The organism is Pedobacter sp. MC2016-24 (assembly GCF_015223055.1).
In the GTDB taxonomy this organism is placed as follows: Bacteria; Bacteroidota; Bacteroidia; order Sphingobacteriales; family Sphingobacteriaceae; genus Pedobacter.
Genome location: NZ_JADFBX010000001.1, coordinates 332,441 through 348,203 on the forward strand (window position 1 = coordinate 332,441; position 15,763 = coordinate 348,203).

Annotated in this window: 19 protein-coding genes; 4 read left to right on the plus strand and 15 right to left on the minus strand. The window is 35.9% G+C overall.

Annotated elements, in window-relative coordinates; translation table 11 throughout:
• Positions 1 to 345 precede the first annotated feature (345 nt).
• From IM797_RS01615 to IM797_RS01645, 7 genes are all read right to left on the minus strand, one after another.
• The gene (locus tag IM797_RS01615) at positions 346 to 810 is read right to left on the minus strand and encodes a PD-(D/E)XK nuclease family transposase (protein WP_370583062.1); all 465 of its coding nucleotides are present in this window, start codon (positions 808 to 810) and stop codon (positions 346 to 348) included.
• Positions 811 to 1,316: 506 nt separating this feature from the next.
• Positions 1,317 to 1,667, minus strand: coding sequence for a hypothetical protein (locus IM797_RS01620; RefSeq protein WP_194125342.1), 351 nt, complete (start codon positions 1,665 to 1,667; stop codon positions 1,317 to 1,319).
• A 251-nt stretch (positions 1,668 to 1,918) separates the two neighbouring features.
• Positions 1,919 to 2,482: a suppressor of fused domain protein gene (locus IM797_RS01625; RefSeq protein WP_194125343.1), complete on the minus strand. Its 564-nt coding sequence runs from the start codon at positions 2,480 to 2,482 to the stop codon at positions 1,919 to 1,921.
• A 55-nt stretch (positions 2,483 to 2,537) separates the two neighbouring features.
• Positions 2,538 to 2,816 carry a hypothetical protein gene (locus IM797_RS01630; protein WP_194125344.1) on the minus strand — a complete coding sequence of 93 codons (279 nt, stop codon included), beginning with the start codon at positions 2,814 to 2,816 and terminating at the stop codon, positions 2,538 to 2,540.
• A 19-nt stretch (positions 2,817 to 2,835) separates the two neighbouring features.
• Positions 2,836 to 3,249, minus strand: coding sequence for a hypothetical protein (locus IM797_RS01635; protein ID WP_194125345.1), 414 nt, complete (start codon positions 3,247 to 3,249; stop codon positions 2,836 to 2,838).
• A 279-nt stretch (positions 3,250 to 3,528) separates the two neighbouring features.
• A complete protein-coding gene (locus tag IM797_RS01640; RefSeq protein WP_194125346.1) occupies positions 3,529 to 4,209 on the minus strand; it encodes a hypothetical protein in 681 nt (226 codons plus the stop codon).
• Positions 4,210 to 4,431: 222 nt separating this feature from the next.
• Entirely contained in the window at positions 4,432 to 4,782 is a 351-nt protein-coding gene (locus tag IM797_RS01645; protein ID WP_194125347.1) for a helix-turn-helix domain-containing protein, read from the minus strand.
• Between the two features lie 247 nt (positions 4,783 to 5,029).
• Between IM797_RS01645 and IM797_RS01650 the strand changes: the two genes are divergently transcribed.
• The gene (locus tag IM797_RS01650) at positions 5,030 to 5,686 is read left to right on the plus strand and encodes an aldo/keto reductase (RefSeq protein WP_228098673.1); all 657 of its coding nucleotides are present in this window, start codon (positions 5,030 to 5,032) and stop codon (positions 5,684 to 5,686) included.
• 499 nt (positions 5,687 to 6,185) lie between these two features.
• Here the strand turns inward: IM797_RS01650 and IM797_RS01655 are convergent, their stop codons facing one another.
• The 3 genes from IM797_RS01655 to IM797_RS01665 all read right to left on the minus strand — a co-directional run bounded on the left by IM797_RS01655 (position 6,186) and on the right by IM797_RS01665 (position 8,250).
• Positions 6,186 to 6,680 (minus strand): hypothetical protein, encoded by a 495-nt coding sequence (locus IM797_RS01655; protein ID WP_194125348.1) that lies wholly within the window; start codon positions 6,678 to 6,680, stop codon positions 6,186 to 6,188.
• 3 nt (positions 6,681 to 6,683) lie between these two features.
• Entirely contained in the window at positions 6,684 to 7,025 is a 342-nt protein-coding gene (locus IM797_RS01660) for a hypothetical protein (RefSeq protein WP_194125349.1), read from the minus strand.
• Positions 7,026 to 7,242: 217 nt separating this feature from the next.
• A complete protein-coding gene (locus IM797_RS01665; protein WP_194125350.1) occupies positions 7,243 to 8,250 on the minus strand; it encodes a serine protease in 1,008 nt (335 codons plus the stop codon).
• Positions 8,251 to 8,983: 733 nt separating this feature from the next.
• Here IM797_RS01665 and IM797_RS01670 point away from each other — a divergent pair.
• Positions 8,984 to 9,625: a DUF4272 domain-containing protein gene (locus IM797_RS01670; protein ID WP_194125351.1), complete on the plus strand. Its 642-nt coding sequence runs from the start codon at positions 8,984 to 8,986 to the stop codon at positions 9,623 to 9,625.
• 10 nt (positions 9,626 to 9,635) lie between these two features.
• Here IM797_RS01670 and IM797_RS01675 read toward each other — a convergent pair whose 3' ends face one another.
• Positions 9,636 to 10,088, minus strand: coding sequence for an SMI1/KNR4 family protein (locus tag IM797_RS01675; RefSeq protein WP_194125352.1), 453 nt, complete (start codon positions 10,086 to 10,088; stop codon positions 9,636 to 9,638).
• Between the two features lie 354 nt (positions 10,089 to 10,442).
• Between IM797_RS01675 and IM797_RS01680 the strand changes: the two genes are divergently transcribed.
• Complete coding sequence (locus tag IM797_RS01680; protein ID WP_194125353.1) at positions 10,443 to 10,952, plus strand: hypothetical protein; 510 nt, start codon at positions 10,443 to 10,445, stop codon at positions 10,950 to 10,952.
• Between the two features lie 335 nt (positions 10,953 to 11,287).
• On the opposite strand, the gene IM797_RS01685 is transcribed toward IM797_RS01680, so the two are convergent.
• From IM797_RS01685 to IM797_RS01700, 4 genes are all read right to left on the minus strand, one after another.
• Entirely contained in the window at positions 11,288 to 11,713 is a 426-nt protein-coding gene (locus IM797_RS01685) for a DDE-type integrase/transposase/recombinase (protein WP_194125354.1), read from the minus strand.
• A gap of 233 nt (positions 11,714 to 11,946) precedes the next feature.
• A complete protein-coding gene (locus IM797_RS01690; RefSeq protein WP_194125355.1) occupies positions 11,947 to 12,957 on the minus strand; it encodes a DNA-processing protein DprA in 1,011 nt (336 codons plus the stop codon).
• A 25-nt stretch (positions 12,958 to 12,982) separates the two neighbouring features.
• Positions 12,983 to 13,588 (minus strand): phosphoribosyltransferase, encoded by a 606-nt coding sequence (locus tag IM797_RS01695; RefSeq protein ID WP_194125356.1) that lies wholly within the window; start codon positions 13,586 to 13,588, stop codon positions 12,983 to 12,985.
• Positions 13,585 to 14,187: an HAD family hydrolase gene (locus IM797_RS01700; RefSeq protein ID WP_194125357.1), complete on the minus strand. Its 603-nt coding sequence runs from the start codon at positions 14,185 to 14,187 to the stop codon at positions 13,585 to 13,587. The genes IM797_RS01695 and IM797_RS01700 overlap by 4 nt, the downstream gene beginning before the upstream one ends.
• A gap of 547 nt (positions 14,188 to 14,734) precedes the next feature.
• Here IM797_RS01700 and IM797_RS01705 point away from each other — a divergent pair.
• Complete coding sequence (locus IM797_RS01705) at positions 14,735 to 15,142, plus strand: hypothetical protein (RefSeq protein WP_194125358.1); 408 nt, start codon at positions 14,735 to 14,737, stop codon at positions 15,140 to 15,142.
• Positions 15,143 to 15,763 lie beyond the last annotated feature (621 nt).

Below are 15,763 nucleotides of genomic sequence, written 5' to 3' on the forward strand. Positions count from 1 at the left end.
CAAATTTTACGCTTGATCTATGTCACCAATATTGTCATCATCCGAATACATTCCCTTCGGATGCCATACTCCAGAATTACCTCTATCATGACTGGGTAATCCGACAAAAGTGATTCAAGGGAAGAAGAAAAGAGATTGGAAGATTTAATTATATTTGGTCATGCTTTGACAGCATTCTCTACCCATCTCGGCAGACAGATTAGTGGCCAGTCTGGCCCGGAATGAGAGGTACAATTAAGCATCGCCGTCAAGGGCAGTGTTTCCCGATACTCTGTCCTCGCGAGATACAAGCCGATCTCCACTTGGTCTTGCTTCGTATTTCGCAAGGATAACTGGGGACACAACTCAATCTAAAGCCCGGATTTCTTCGATCGAAAGTTTAGTATATTTAACAATTCTCTCTAAAAGTTCTCCTTCAGCAAGCATTTCCTTTGCAATCTCTAAAGCTTTCTTGTGCAACCCCTCTTCACGACCTTGCTCACGACCCTCCTCGCGACCTTTACTTACCTCGTAGTCCCTAACGTTCTTGTTATCCCACTTATACTTTAAACTTGCGTCGTACATGGCTTTCTCTTTTTTGGTTAAATTGGCGTATTTAGCCAAGTTGAATAATTGATCAAATTCTGGGCCACTTAAATACGCTGGACGTGCTTTAAACTCCGTTAAATGCTTCAAAGCATATAACCACCTATCAATGTCTGTTTCCAGTTGCTCAGGCCCTTTAACAAAGTTAAAAATCTCAATGAATATCAGACTTAATTTATCATAGAATATTTTACCCGTATGGCTGTTGGCCAGACAGATAACCACGCTGTATCTCTATGATGTAACAACTACCAGCCCAATCAAAACAGGCTTACTTTCCTCAGATGAAAATAACCTTTTGAATGCAAAATCTATAAACGGATCGATATAGGTTGTTTGCTTTGGCTTTAATTCGGTTTCCTTCTTTTGCTTAATTTGATGAGCTGTCCTTGTTGTTGTTAGCATAATAAACTTTGATTTGACGTAAAACTACTGTGTAAGTAATTCCTAAACCAACTAACTTTCATTTCCGGAAATGGAGCATCGTCAGGTCAATTGAGCAAAATTTAATATGGGATTTATTATTTAAAAAGCCTGTTTTAGAACTTTATTTGGTTGGATAAAATGCAAAATTAAACAGCATTCCTTGCCTATTCTCAATAAATTTAATGGGCTATCAGATATTGCCACTAAAAGCTCAAATTAAAGGCTTAGCCTAGAGATTACCGTAACAGGATAAAATGACGGGTAAACTTAAAAACTGGTATCAAAACGATAGGACAACAAATAATTCAATTATATAAAATAGTTTCATCAACTAAATTATCATAATTCTTACCCGTCCCATACACAGCCTCTATCGACCCTATCTCAGAAAGTGCTGTATCCAACTCGTCTGCTTCAATAATTTGCGTAATCGCAATACGTATTGTTTCTTTCATTAAATCGTTTAAGATCAACATATCCGCTCCAGAAAAGTATGCCATTCCAAGTTTATCCATCAGATGCTGAATATTTCGTAGCGTAAATATAGTAGCAAAAAAAACTTTGCCCTCAGGGACAATAACATGCATATCTATATTATCATTTAACGGATCTGGAATATCATAGCCGGTAGGGAACTTTGTTTTAAATTGCTGCATGTGAGTAATTATAAGTATACAATGAGTTAATCTAAGATAGATTATTTACTTTTATATACATGTTACTGTTGGATTGAGCTTGATATTCAAGCTTGGTTTGCTGTTGTTTAATTTATCAATTAAAGGTCTAGCTGTGACATATCAGTTCATAATTTCAATCATCAAATTTTACGGCAATCATCCAGAATAGCAGGAACTAACTGAAATTACCTTAGCTTCTCCATAATTTTAGTAAGTATAAATTCTGACCCTTACTCCCCAACCATGCAATTGCGCTCCGGATTTAAATAATTCAATTGCTTATCTTCAAACAATTGTTCCAATTGTTCAACCCCATATTCAATCTTAAAATCCCTTTCCTTCTCCGTGATGGGAATAAGCCAATAACAACCGATCTCCTTGCCATCATATTCAAACAACCCCAGTTCAGCCCCATCAAGATAAGCAGCCGATATAAAGCCATAGTCACATTTTGAATTACCTAACCAAGGTTGTCCAATATTCACGGTATGATTTATACCCAATGGCAATACATTTCTATGATACGAGGCACAAACAGTCAAAAGCTCAACCAATGTCTCGTCTGCTTTAGCTGAGTAAACAAACAATTCTATTAAATTATCATCTAAGCGATCTGCAGACATGCCTAGCGTACAATAGCAAAACATATCATGTTTATTATTTGGAGGGAATTCTAAAATAAAAAAGTCTGGGTGCAACTTCTCTATCGGCCCTTTCTTCAGCTTCAACCTTTTACCAGATACGCCAAAATAACGTTCATAGTGACAAGCCAGCTCCGTAATATATGTTTTCAAATGGTATCAATCTATTGCAATCTAAGGTAAAGCTTTAGGACTGTAACCACAAATTTTACGCTTGATCTATGTCACCAATATTGTCATCATACCAATACATTCCCTTCGGATTCGGCCCAGACTCATTATCTCCAATCTCCCCCATCAGCAAATAGCATCCAAAGTCCATAGAAAGGCATAATTTGCCATACTCCAGAATTGCCGGTGCCAATGTCATCGCAATTAAAATAAATGGATTTTCTATACCGCCAGTTGTATCGACGATCAATTCTACAAGAAAACTGAAAATGCTATGATTGATATGCCCTGGACTCAACGATAAGAAATGATGCATCAAAAAGCGATAATTGCAGTTAAGAAGAAGATGTATAATCAGGTTCTGATTTCAACACAAACTCATCATTAATAAAATTTGCACGTATATAGCTATCATGTTTTATTAAGGTCGAATTCTCTGGTTGAGACAATAAAAACAGGATCCATTCTTTAAATTTCGGAAAAAGCTCCTTCAAAAGTATACTGATCTTTTCTTTATTGCTGATGTTAACAGTACCAATTGTAATATATAATCTATCATAGGATACATTCATATTTGGAAGCCAATAGAGACATTCAAATACCCTAATTCCCTCGGGTCCTTCTTTTGAAACAGAATAGTTAACCGAAACATCAATATCAAGTTTAAGTTCCTCAAAGAGCGCTTTGAGCTGAGACGATTTTATGATATAGCTTAAGCCCTTAGGTACCTTTGGTTTATTAACTGTCATAGACAACTAATCTAGCACAAAATATGTTCTCATTGTATATTGTTCATTGTAAAAAGATCTGTATAATTTTTTAGATAGCCATCTTTCACAATTCCTTTCCTACTTTTAAAAAGGCCTGGTAATCCTGATCAAGATGATCTAGGCGAAAAGCGTACACCTTTTCTTAAATTACCCATAAAGACCATTGAGCATTATAAAAATTACAAATGGGGCTCTATAGGACAATACTGGAGAAAAAACTATAAAAAGTTCTTTTAATCGTCCCAGCGAAGCGTTTATCTATTTACGAACCGGAGCCATTCCAACTAACCTCAGTTCTTTAAATAAATCAACCAACTTCTGGCTTCCAGATTTACTAAATCCCTCCGCTGGATACTTATAATCATCACCTATTCCAATATACTTTGCCCTTGTTGCCGGAATCGTAATAGATGAACGTAGCCTATTACAATTTAAACATATGCTTGCATGGTAAACTATTTTATTGTTATAAAAAAAGACTACCCCTAAATGAGGATTAAAACACATCGCATATGTATTTCCGTACGTTGAGTTCGCGCCTAATAAAAAAGTCAATTTATTTGCCTCGTCTTGATTTAGTGCCTTCTGTTGCTTTATTGTTGTCGCAAGTTTTGACTTTTCAGCTATGCCAATCACCCTTTCTCCAATAGTACCCTCATATTCATAAGCTATAATCTTATTGTATCGAAGGCGTCTGAATGGAAGCTTTGCATTTTTATTAACAACGATATTTTCTGTCGTTTTCAAATATGATAAAAGGCTATCTTGAGAAATCCCTTTAAAAGCTTCATAAGATGGTGGTGGCGGATCTTTTTCCTGAACAACGGTATCCACTTCGCGCTTTTCCCCTTCAACTACATGCGTATTAGAACAGCTATTGAAAGTCAACGTCATTATTACAACAACTAACATACAGCGAAGATGAGTCTGATTCTTCATGTGTCTAAAGGTTTTTCAACTCTAATATACATAAATCAAGCAACCATCTTCTTAAGAACACATTTATGATGCTGCCAACGTAACTGATAAAGACCCACCATCCACTGCAAACATATTATGGACAACGGACTTGTCAAAAAGAAAGAAATCGTGGACACATGCCTTGCTCTACCATTCGCGTTTATCAACTCGACTTCTTTGTGCCTTTCATATATCTTCAGCTTAGCGCAATAAAACCTCCAGTTCCCCTCGATGATCTTCGCCCCATTGAGCGGTGGATGCAATCACTGGAATGAGCGTTTGCCCAAGGGGTGTTAATTCATATTCCACCTTTAATGGAAGCTCGTCATAGGTGATTTTTCGAATGATTCCGTGCCCAATTAATTGATTCAACTGAACATCCAATACCCTTCTTGAGGCCTTCGGGATCTTTCTTTGTAATTCACTTGGGCGTTTAAACCCGGAATGAATACACCAAATCAAACTGATCTTCCATTTTCCGTTCACTACTACCATAAACAGATGCAGTCCACATTCCAATGGAACAGATAACTTTTTCTTATAATCACTCATAGTTGAAGATCAAATATAGGTCATAGGAATATAATTTTAGATACGGATAAATTTATCCGTAATTGGATGGCAAACCGCGCAACCTTAGCTTTGTATTACGATGGAACCATCATGAGCAAACACTCACAAATAGCGATGAACCGAGCTTGCGAGCTCTTGAACACAAAAATCAATAAATGCTAGTGAAAAATATTGCTCATGATAGCTTCATCACCGATAAAAAACAAATTATATTCCAATGAAAAAAATGAATTATAACTTATTTGGGACAAATACAGGACTAAAAGCAAGTCAGCTCATTTTGGGAGCAGCCAGCTTTGGAACCAGAAATGGATATGGCACCACTTCCGATGAAGCAATAAAAATCATGAACAGTTATGCCGAGGCTGGCGGCAACTTTATTGATACAGCGGACCGGTATCAGTTGGGAGAATCCGAAGAAATTGTCGGAAAATTTATCGAGGGTAAGCGCCACAACTTCATTGTGAGCACAAAATATACCTCAAGTAGCGATGCGAAACCTCATTTAGGCAACTATGGAAATCATCGAAAGGCCATGAGGCAGGCCGTAGAAAGTAGTTTAAAGCGGCTTCGCACAGACTATATAGATTTATATATGCCACACTTTGATGATGGTTATACTCCACTGGAAGAAATTGCAAGGGGATTAGAAGATTTAGTAACATCCGGAAAAATCCTGTACACCGGTATCGCGAATTTTCCAGCATGGAAAATTTCGAGAATTGTGGGTATGTTTAAATTGAATGCGGTCCAACTAGAATACAATCTGGTACAGCGTACGGCTGACCGAGAATTCATGCCTATGGCCAAGCACTTAGGCTTAGGAACGATGATGTATTCGCCCCTTGACCGACGCATTATCTATTGTCAACTTAAGCAGTGAACATATTGCCAGCCTGGATGAGATCAGTGCAATCTCTTTAGGATATCCACATGATTTGCTTTCGTCTGTTCAGAAATAGTTGATTTAACAAATCAAAAACAACATGGGCTTCTGTAAATTGCTGCTTATATTTCTCCTTTGTCAAATGGAATTTGTGATTTGGTTCATAGTGGAAATTACCTTAACTTCTTCATAATTTGAGTCAGTAAATAAGCTAGTTATCACTAATCCCTTTCTTCCCCATTGTATCGGCCTCTTTATCCAAACCAGCATGATCATTAATTTGTCCCGTACTGAAATACGTTTACATTAAGAAAGCATTTTACTGCCTGTTGTTTACACAAGAAATATCTCGTCATTTCAAGGACAAACAGGACATGGGGAGAAAGATCGTCCTTTTCAATTTATCCTCAGCAATGCCACAGGCAAACCAACAAAACATTTGAAATCCCAGTTCTTTGTAGATTTACACTTTCTTCACGATAAACACACAATTACACTAGTCACTTTTTTTATAGTAGAAAAGTGTCAGGAACGGATCATAAACCACAAGTTTCTTTCTACCCAATAAAGGTTGCAAATTTTGCAACAGCTTTGGCCAGGATGAATACAATTGGTTTGGTCTAATATAGTCCAGTTCCCCATTTGCAACCATGACCATTCCAAAAAACAAAGTATTTCGGAAATTTTTAAACAACTCTTCCTGTTTCTTTAATTCTGCTTTAATACGCTCATAATTAACAAAACCAGAATGTTCGTTTAATACAGAATTTGACAAGCTAATGGTATCTATTTTACCTTTCTCATCAGTTCCAATGGCGTAAGAGAATGCAATCACACTACTTTTAAACTGTCCTTTTTCCAAATAATTATCATCTTTGGGTATTACGATTTTGAAAATCTCAGATCTGAGTTTGTCAGTATTTTTTTCTTGCGAATAACCACTAAAAGCAGCTAAAACTAATAAGTTCAGGAAAAGTAATTTATTTTTCATACGCTATTTACATTTATGGCCTCTTATACCTAATCTGTGATCTTGATTGATTGCAGTTATATTATTCTTTATAGACTCAGGTCTTAAATCCCAAAAAGCTGTTTCGCGTAATCCTTCCCAAGCTAAAGCATTAGCTTCATCGATATCCAATCCGTACATATAATGTAGATTTAAACTTAGAACAGTTACGTAGTTATAGGCAATTGTATCATGATCAGGAAGATTAGGCAATACACTTGGGTCAGCGACAAATAAGGCGGCAAGATAAGCATGCAATACTTCATGAAAGAATACTGCAACACGATATTCTTCAGATGAATTATTTAAAGCATTCGTATTAAACATAAAGATGCGCGCATCGATAAGACCCGGCGTAGAGAGAGACGTTGTTTCATTATTAATTTATTGAACTGCTTATTTAACAGCCCAATGCAATCTACATTAAATATTTTAAAAGCAGCTCATTTTCTTCAGATAAACCACATGGAAACAAAACGTCTTTGCATAACCCCTATCCAATTTGCCTGCCCTCCTGCGTGACTCAATCAAATCTGCCGATTCATCATAATTCGCCCCTTATAAATGGGCTTACTTTGATCTTGTCTACTTCGGATAAACCGTTATAAAATTCTGTTAAGACAGCTTTAATATAGGATATTTTTACTACTCTCATGATTTTAGGAGCACCTTCCTTATCGGTTGCTCTCACCATAATTCCCAATAATTGCCCCGAGGAATTAAATACGCCCCCTCCGCTCATTCCAGCGATCGCTTGCGCTTCTGTAAAGAATTCTGCACTCGCGTTATACGGGATATCTCCTTCGGCATCGCCTGCAATCTTCAATTTTTGGATTGCTTCCGCTGCTTCGTTATTGGATAATATTTTTCCATAAGCTACCGCTCCGTTAGGATAGTTGATATCATCCTGAGGATAACCAACTGCAATAACTTTTTCGCCTGCCACAGCGGTATTCCATGTTTGGGTTGCTTTTGTCCTATGCTCGGGATCGTATAGCTGCAATGGTTCAGACGTTTTAACAAGTTCAGGGTGTTTCGGAAAAGGGCCTTGCGGGGTTCGTTGATTATCAATTATTCCTAGATAAAAATCTTCTGCCGGCAGTAGAGTCGTATTAGTGGCACCGGGAGAAATATCAAAATGAATGAAAGGGAAATCTGCCACCAGTGTATTACCCAAATCGATACCTCCATTAGTCTGAGGAATTTGCGATGTTTCAAAAATGCCCGTGTTTTCGGACGATAAGTCAAAGAATTTGGCGTTTCGGGAATTCCATCCGGATATGTTAAAAACATGGTTGGCGCTTATATAAAGTCCCAAACCATAATCGTTTTTTCTACTCCAAATTGTTTTTGATCCGGGGCCACGTCTTCCAACGCTTCCCCGTACCTTATTTAGTAGGTTGATCAGATTTTGATCATTTCCATTCAAAATATCTTCAATTTTCGGAACGGTTTGCTCGCTTTTTGGAACAACTGGGTTATTTCGTTTACATGATTGGACGGCTATTCCGACACTTATTAATAAAACTGTCAATATTGTTTTTGCTTGCATATTATATTGAGCTATAGGTAATAGTATTTAATATTTTAAGTTAACTCCCGCTAATCGGGCATTTGGTGTCTGTCACTACTATGAAATAATCTTTGACAACATCCTCCCGCCCGCTATTTATACGATTAAAGTGTTGAAAACGCTACATTGAACTCAGCTTTTTCTATAATTCTATATTGGTTTTGAGTCAATCTTTCACCCACCTTTTCACGCACCTTTTCACACACCTTTTCACACACCTTTATCGATTCGTTTAGAATTTCCCCAACAGGTATAATTGTTTTAACAGCTTATCTTCAATAAACTGAGGTAGTCTGCCGGGGGCTATAATCTTTTAAGAAACTAAAAACATTCAATATTCCTGATCCCAATTCGTTTACTTTTGTACCTTTCGACCATTTAATATAAACATCGTCATATCTTGTAGTATCATCTTTAATCAGATACTCAATTTTCCAATCGTCTGCAGTTATTGTATCATGAGCATTAAAACCAACATCATCATATATATTCGCGATCAGAAAAATTGATAGGAACTAATTTACCGGTTCCATTCCTGGGATGATTTTGCTTAACAGATTTCTCTACAGGAGTTTCCGCATTTGTACAAGACAAAATGACCAAACAGTAAAACCATATGATGATGTACTTCTCAATTGAAAAGATTTTAGCATTAAAGATAGTATATTGTACCTGACATCTGAAAGCAAACATGATCAAACCGTCGATATTGATGAGTACATTAAAATCAAAAACCCAAACTGAGATATTATTGGTATCTCTAGGTATTCCTTTTCATGACCGTGTCTCTTTGATTGAAAAAGAGCAGAAATCTGAGATTAGATCTGCCCAGGATATTGCTCAACGAATACTCATCCTCACCTATTTAATTTACATTTCCAATGTCGAGGAAGACAGATTAGAAATAATCGAATTTCTAAAAAAAGAAAATCTGTGGGATAGTGTAACAGGCAACGAACGGAAACTCTTTTTAAAGAAAAAATTAACCAGAAAAGAAAGAATAAATATATCATGGCGCTCGGAGGGTATTTGGGTATTATTGTTTACTATCAATAAAATTGAAAAGCTAGAACTTCCTCAACAGGAAATTGAAATGGATGCTATCTTTAACCAAATCCCCGATTTTATGACGAAAACCGAAGCCTTTGTTAAATCAGCTGTGATCAGATCACCTGCTGAAATATTAGATTTATGGGATTTAATTTATAGAATACATTGGGCTGTAAGAAATGTAAAATTGAATAATCTTGCTCCTTTAGATGTAGATTCCAGCATTGTAATAGAACGCCATTACGCAATTAACTGGGTAACGAACTCTTCTTTAAATTGGGACGATGTTATAACAGATACTTAGGATTTCTGACCTACTGATTATCAATCCAGCTATACAATCCAGAATCACTAAATATGCCGTCACTTTCCAAATATTTCTCGATAAATTCAAATATCGAGTTAGTTATAGTTATTAAATTTCCAGCTCCATTTTTATTTACAATATCATAAGACCCTGAATCCGGATCTATCACAATATTCCATGTATCACTATAAATCATATACTCTGCGAAATATATTTCATTAGGAGCCAGTTCTGATTGATAATCTATAATCTCTGCAACAGGTATAATTCGGAAAATATGATCGTCTGTTTCAAAACCATTGGCCAGTGCATAAAATTCTTTAAAATCTGAAGGCAACTCCATTTTTAAGAGTTTCTCTAAGCGCAATATTTCACCAAAAGGCGCCGGTGGATTAAGCTTGATATTCAAGCTTGGTTTGCTGTTGTTTAATTTATCAATTAAAGGTCTAGCTGCTGACATATCAGTTTATAATTTTATCATCAAATTTTACGGCAATCATCCAGAATAGCAGGAACTAACTGAAATTACCTTAGCTTCTCCATAAGCCAGCTCCGTAATATATGTTTTCAAATGGTATCAATCTATTGCAATCTAAGGTAAGGCTTTAATGCTGCAACCACAAAATTTTGATACCAACGTAACTGATAAAGACCAACCATCCGCTGCAAAAATATTATGGACAGCGGACTTGTCAAAAAGATAGAAAACTTACAGATACTTCACTAAACGAATTATTCAAACACATATCTTAAAATGAAAACCCCAGTAATGTTCAATAGATTCTTTTATCTTCGTTAATAGACTATTAGAGATATGACTTTCCCCCTCTCAGTAAGCTTTAAAAATCGATTAAAAGCAGTAGTAACCGCTGATAACCAACAGCAGATATTGCAATATATAGTAAAAACCATATTGGACGAGAAAGCAAAGAACGTTGTTGTCGAAGATATGCATGTAACTTATAGAGGTTCCACGTCTTACTGGAACTGGTCTTTATTCAGCGGTGTTGATGATGGTATCTTTAGTTTAATTTATAAAGACAATAGCTGGTCGCTAAATTACCAAATCAACATGCTTAAGCTTTTTATCGGCACGGCGATATTATCAAGTCTTATGGCTGTTTTTATGCTGATCAATGAAGGGCCCTGGTGGACAGGCATAGTCGCGTTTTCATGGCTATGCGGTGGCAATTGGATTATCAACGTTATTCGACATGGAGCTCTAGCTGCCACGATCTCCACAGGGATTGATGAACTGATATGCGGTAAAATAGAATTACCGGAACAGGATAAAATGACGGGTAAACTTAGAAGCTGGTATTAAAAAGATAGAACAACAATAATTCAATTATATAAAATAGTTTCATCAACTAAATTATCATAATTCTTACCTTTATCGATCCTATTTCAGAAAGTGCTGTACCCAATTCGTCTGCTTCAATAATCTGCATAATCGTAATACGTATTGTTTCTTTCATTAAATCGCTTAAGATCAACATATCCACTCCAGAGAAGTACGCCATTCCAAGTTTATCCATCAGATGCTGAATATTTGTTTTCTACAGAAGTTTTGTCTTTAGGTTTATATGGCCTGGCCGCCATCAAAGCAATCTTATCGTGGTTTGCCCAGGTTTCCAGCATATCGGTAAAGGCAGGCTCCTACTTACAGCTCTTAGATACCCATTGTCTCATATTATCTGATTTGACGCTTAGCGGAACCCCACCAAGGTAATCAAGTGTGTTATTCAACGCTTTTACCACCTGCGGAAGCTTTGCATCGGGCAAAGCCTCAACATAACCATAACCACTGAAAGGCAATACGGCAACATATACTGGACAGGCAATGAGCTTACCCGTTGAGGGGTCAGCATAGTGTAGCACATCACCTGCAAAGTCTACCTCCAGCAGTTTTGCAGGATAGTGGACGAAATGCATGACTGCATTGTTCAGTTTAATTTGGTCCCGTAACAGTTCGCAGAACCGGGAATACTGGAAGCCAGCAGGATATTCCTTAATGTAATCTTCCCAAAGTAGTAAACGGGTTAAACGACTTCTGCTCAGTTCTATATTGAAGTATTCAATCAAGCTATTGAAATGAACTTTACGGGGGTCAACATAGTCCGGTACAACTGGTCTTTCGGCTTAAAAGTTTCTATAATGTACGTTCGCCTGTCCGATCGTACAATTCTTTGAATCTGTTTATTACAACTGTCAGAGTAAGTCTTAACTACTTCATCTATTTTTCTAACCATATGCGCTGAACTAATCGAATATACGAGCGACAAATTTACGATTTTAGAAATTTTTGTACTTGGACGTTAGCCAAACAGATCGGTCTGCATGTTTGCACTATGTTTTAAAGATGAAATTCGTTGCATTAACTTACTTAGTCCCTCATTGACATTTTCTTGGTTTATAACTACGATGTCTTTACTATCGTTGATAATATCTCTATTTAAATCAAACATTGGATTCGCTATATCAACCATTGGATCATACATTACTGCTCTCGGAATATTGTAGTCTTTAGCGTAACTCATTGCCAAACGTGCTCCACTATCCAGTTTTTTTCCTTTTAAATGTCGATTATCCTCACGTTCAGAAGAATTTTGAGCGTAACTCGCAGCCAGAAAAATAGTATCGCAAAACAACGCTTGCAAACGATCTCGTTCCTTATAACGACTGCTTAAATCCATATAGCTTTTACAATTATCATAATATTCTGTAATAAGTAGTCCGCCTCGTTCTACAATTTCAGATGCTAAATCATTATTCTTCGCTGGCAAGATATTATTTAAAGGACTTGGCAAAATCGCAACTGTTTTTCCATTGGAATCCAATGCTTGCTTATGAGATATAGAATCACAACCTAGTGCTAGACCACTTATGATCGTCGCACCATTCTGAACAAACTGATCAACTACCGCCCTTTCTCTATTTTCTATATCATCGTCAGGATTTAAAAGCCCAATGACTGAAATATTTTTATTCTCATATCCAAGTAAATCTAAATTTCCTTTGTAATAGATAAGAATTGGCTGCTCACTCTCTTTAACATTGCCTCTAAATTTTGGAAAATTATCATCCCCCTTAGCTACAAAGCCATCAATGCAATGTTTAAGTTTTTCTTTAAGTTCTATTTCGAATTTTCTTTTTAGCCCGTCAAATTCTTCCACTGATGTTGGGTTCCCTTTTATCGACCTATTTAATAAAGTAACTATGGTGTAATCAGTTTCGTTACCCTTCAAATTCTTTACAACCCATGCATTCCCAATACCCTTGTATGTTTTAACAGTAAAAATGTTAAGTGCATTATCTGTGTAATTCATTTTTGTTTTTTATAAGTAGTTCATTTTACATAGTATTCCCAACAGCGTAGAAAATCACTGATCTAGCTCCCTTATCATAAAGTGCTTGAATACAATCCTCATTAATATTTACGGATTTAGTGTAAATATCGTCAATAAGCAGAATATCTTTACCACGAATATCGTCCGAGATATTGCAAGTTTCTAATGTCAGTCCAACTTTTACCGAATTATAGTCACGTGTAGTATGCGTAGTTGGAGTATTCCTAGTCCTAATAATATAGTCAGATCCATCGTTAAATAAGTCTAGATTATCCAAAACAAACTCCTTTACAGTAGATGTAAATAGTAATTGAGACGCTTTATATTCTTCATTCCTTCTTGATCTTGGGATCACGCAGACCGTTAATTTATTGCTAACACTATCGGCTATAATTGGCAAATCCTCGCTTAATACTGAATATAGACTTTGTTGTGCCCCTTTCAAAGTAAAGCCAAAATCCTTTTTCAGATTAGTGAAGTCTGCCTTATCATTTTTTAACGTATTGATAAACCCGACCTGAGTAGTATGCCAAGCTTTGTGATGGCCATGGTAATATGCGACTACATTTCGTCGTAAATAGTCATTTATTTCAATTTCTAGGTTTTTCATATATTTACATTTATAATGTTAGAAGGGTTTATTCCTGCTGAAACAGCATCATCCATTTCACTTTGTTCATTTTCAAAAACAATAATGTGTTCTGCAGATATTCCAATGGCGTCGATTGCATTCAGAAATTTGTTAATTTTATTACCAGTTTTATTGAGACCCCTGTAAAAACAATCATCAAATTTGTCAGTCAGACCATGATGATTAAGTATCAATTTTGCTCTTTCCTCTCTACAGTTTGTGACTAAAACGGTCCTAGTGATATCGGAGTAAACAGAGAGTATATTGGAAACTCGATGATTCAATCTAGTTTCGTGTAGAAAGTTTTTATAGCATTCCTCTTTGCTTCGTACTATACTCTGGTATTTGTCTTCAGATAAATTTGGAATTATATTATTGAGAGTAGTTCTATTTATGCGATACAGTGGATTATAGGTCAAATTTGTGCCACTTGGATTTTCCATTTGTATTGCTTTAATATATGAAAGTAAATTTGCGTGGTCTGTATGAACCAACGTTCCATCTAGATCAAAAAACAATATCGAATCATCTTTGATTCTGCTGAATAATTTTTGAAATAACTCATCTGTTTGCTCCATCTAACTGATATGTATTTTAACCGATTGTCCTTATAATTGTTAATTAAAAACGATCGATTCATTATTTAAATTTGATCACCACAACTATTTGACCGATAATACTTGTATTATTAATTGGTATTTTTTTGAATTTTTTATCAGTAAAACATTTACTAACTTGACATTCGAGTAAATTAAGGCATGTTATATAACAACTATCTTAGGTACTAAAAAACCACTTAAATTTCTTTTAACAAATGTTAATATCTTGCCACAACGATTCCTTCGCAGCAGATTGGATCTGTAATATAAATCCTCTCATAAACTCTTCAAAATCAACGATCTATATATCTTACCAAAGTTCTACTTCTATTTTGGCATATTTCAGTTTGTATGATTTGTTGATATCGTATGATTCCAATAGTTCCCATATTATTAGTTTTATTTTTCAAATGTAGTTAGCTATCTGCATGAATTATTACGGTTTACCGTAAAGACTTTTTATCAGATTTTTATACTTTCGACCATATTAATTTAAATAGCTCATGAAAAAAAATTATTAAAGATCTTGTGTACTTCTGTCTTGTTATCCGCTTCTCGTAGTAATGACATTAGGAGCGCTGAATCATCAGATACCGATTTAGTTAGCAGTGAAACTGTTGACCAATCTGCAATTATAAACACAGGTAATAGTACAGATGAAGCTTATGAAATGCTGCATGTTGTTTTTGAAGGTAATCCTGATAAGAAGGTGTTAAAAAAATTGATATCTGTGATGATGGCGAAGCAAAATATTGAGGAGAATTACGAAAATCTGAACAGGTGTGGATCTGTTTTCTTGAGTATGAAGAATTCCAGTGCCATCGGTGTAACAGAAATGCAGATTTTAAAACACATGTATCAGGTGGGTGATGCAACACAGACTTTTCCGAATCAGGCTGCGATTTCTGCGGTGTTAGTGGAACAAAGTAACTAGTGTTCCGAATATTTCAGGGGTTCCGAAGTCTATTTAGGTATACATCATTGCACGTCCTAAACCAGTATTCATCAAACATATGATTCATAGTTTTCGGACTTTCATATAAACCGATTATTTTTTTTATTCGTTCTCCATCCGTGCATTTATATTGGCTACTTAAGCAAGACTCCATTATAGTTGTGTTTTTGCGATGAATCTCATTATCATAATAAAGCAGCACTTGTACAACGGTATTTTTGCTGGGATCATATGAATAGAAGCAAATGCGTTTATCACAGATTCATTATACTCCGCATATAGATGAATTCGACGAACTTGAAAATGCAAAGCTGACCATTTGCATAACTTCTTGCTGGGGGAATTCACAAAAATTGTTATATCAGGTCAAGAATATAACTATAAGAGCTCAATTACTATCTTCCACAAGTTTTTCAATAGTCCGGAAATTGACGGCTTCACCTATCCGTCCATAAAAACGCAGCAGAACCTAGGATTCAACATATGTTTTAGTGCAAACAAAGCCAGGGAAAATCTGAAATTCTGTGGTATAATGGTTTGTCAATTAGGACCACCCAGTTTAAATAGTGCATTTCAGTTCCGGCCAATCTATGACGGGTT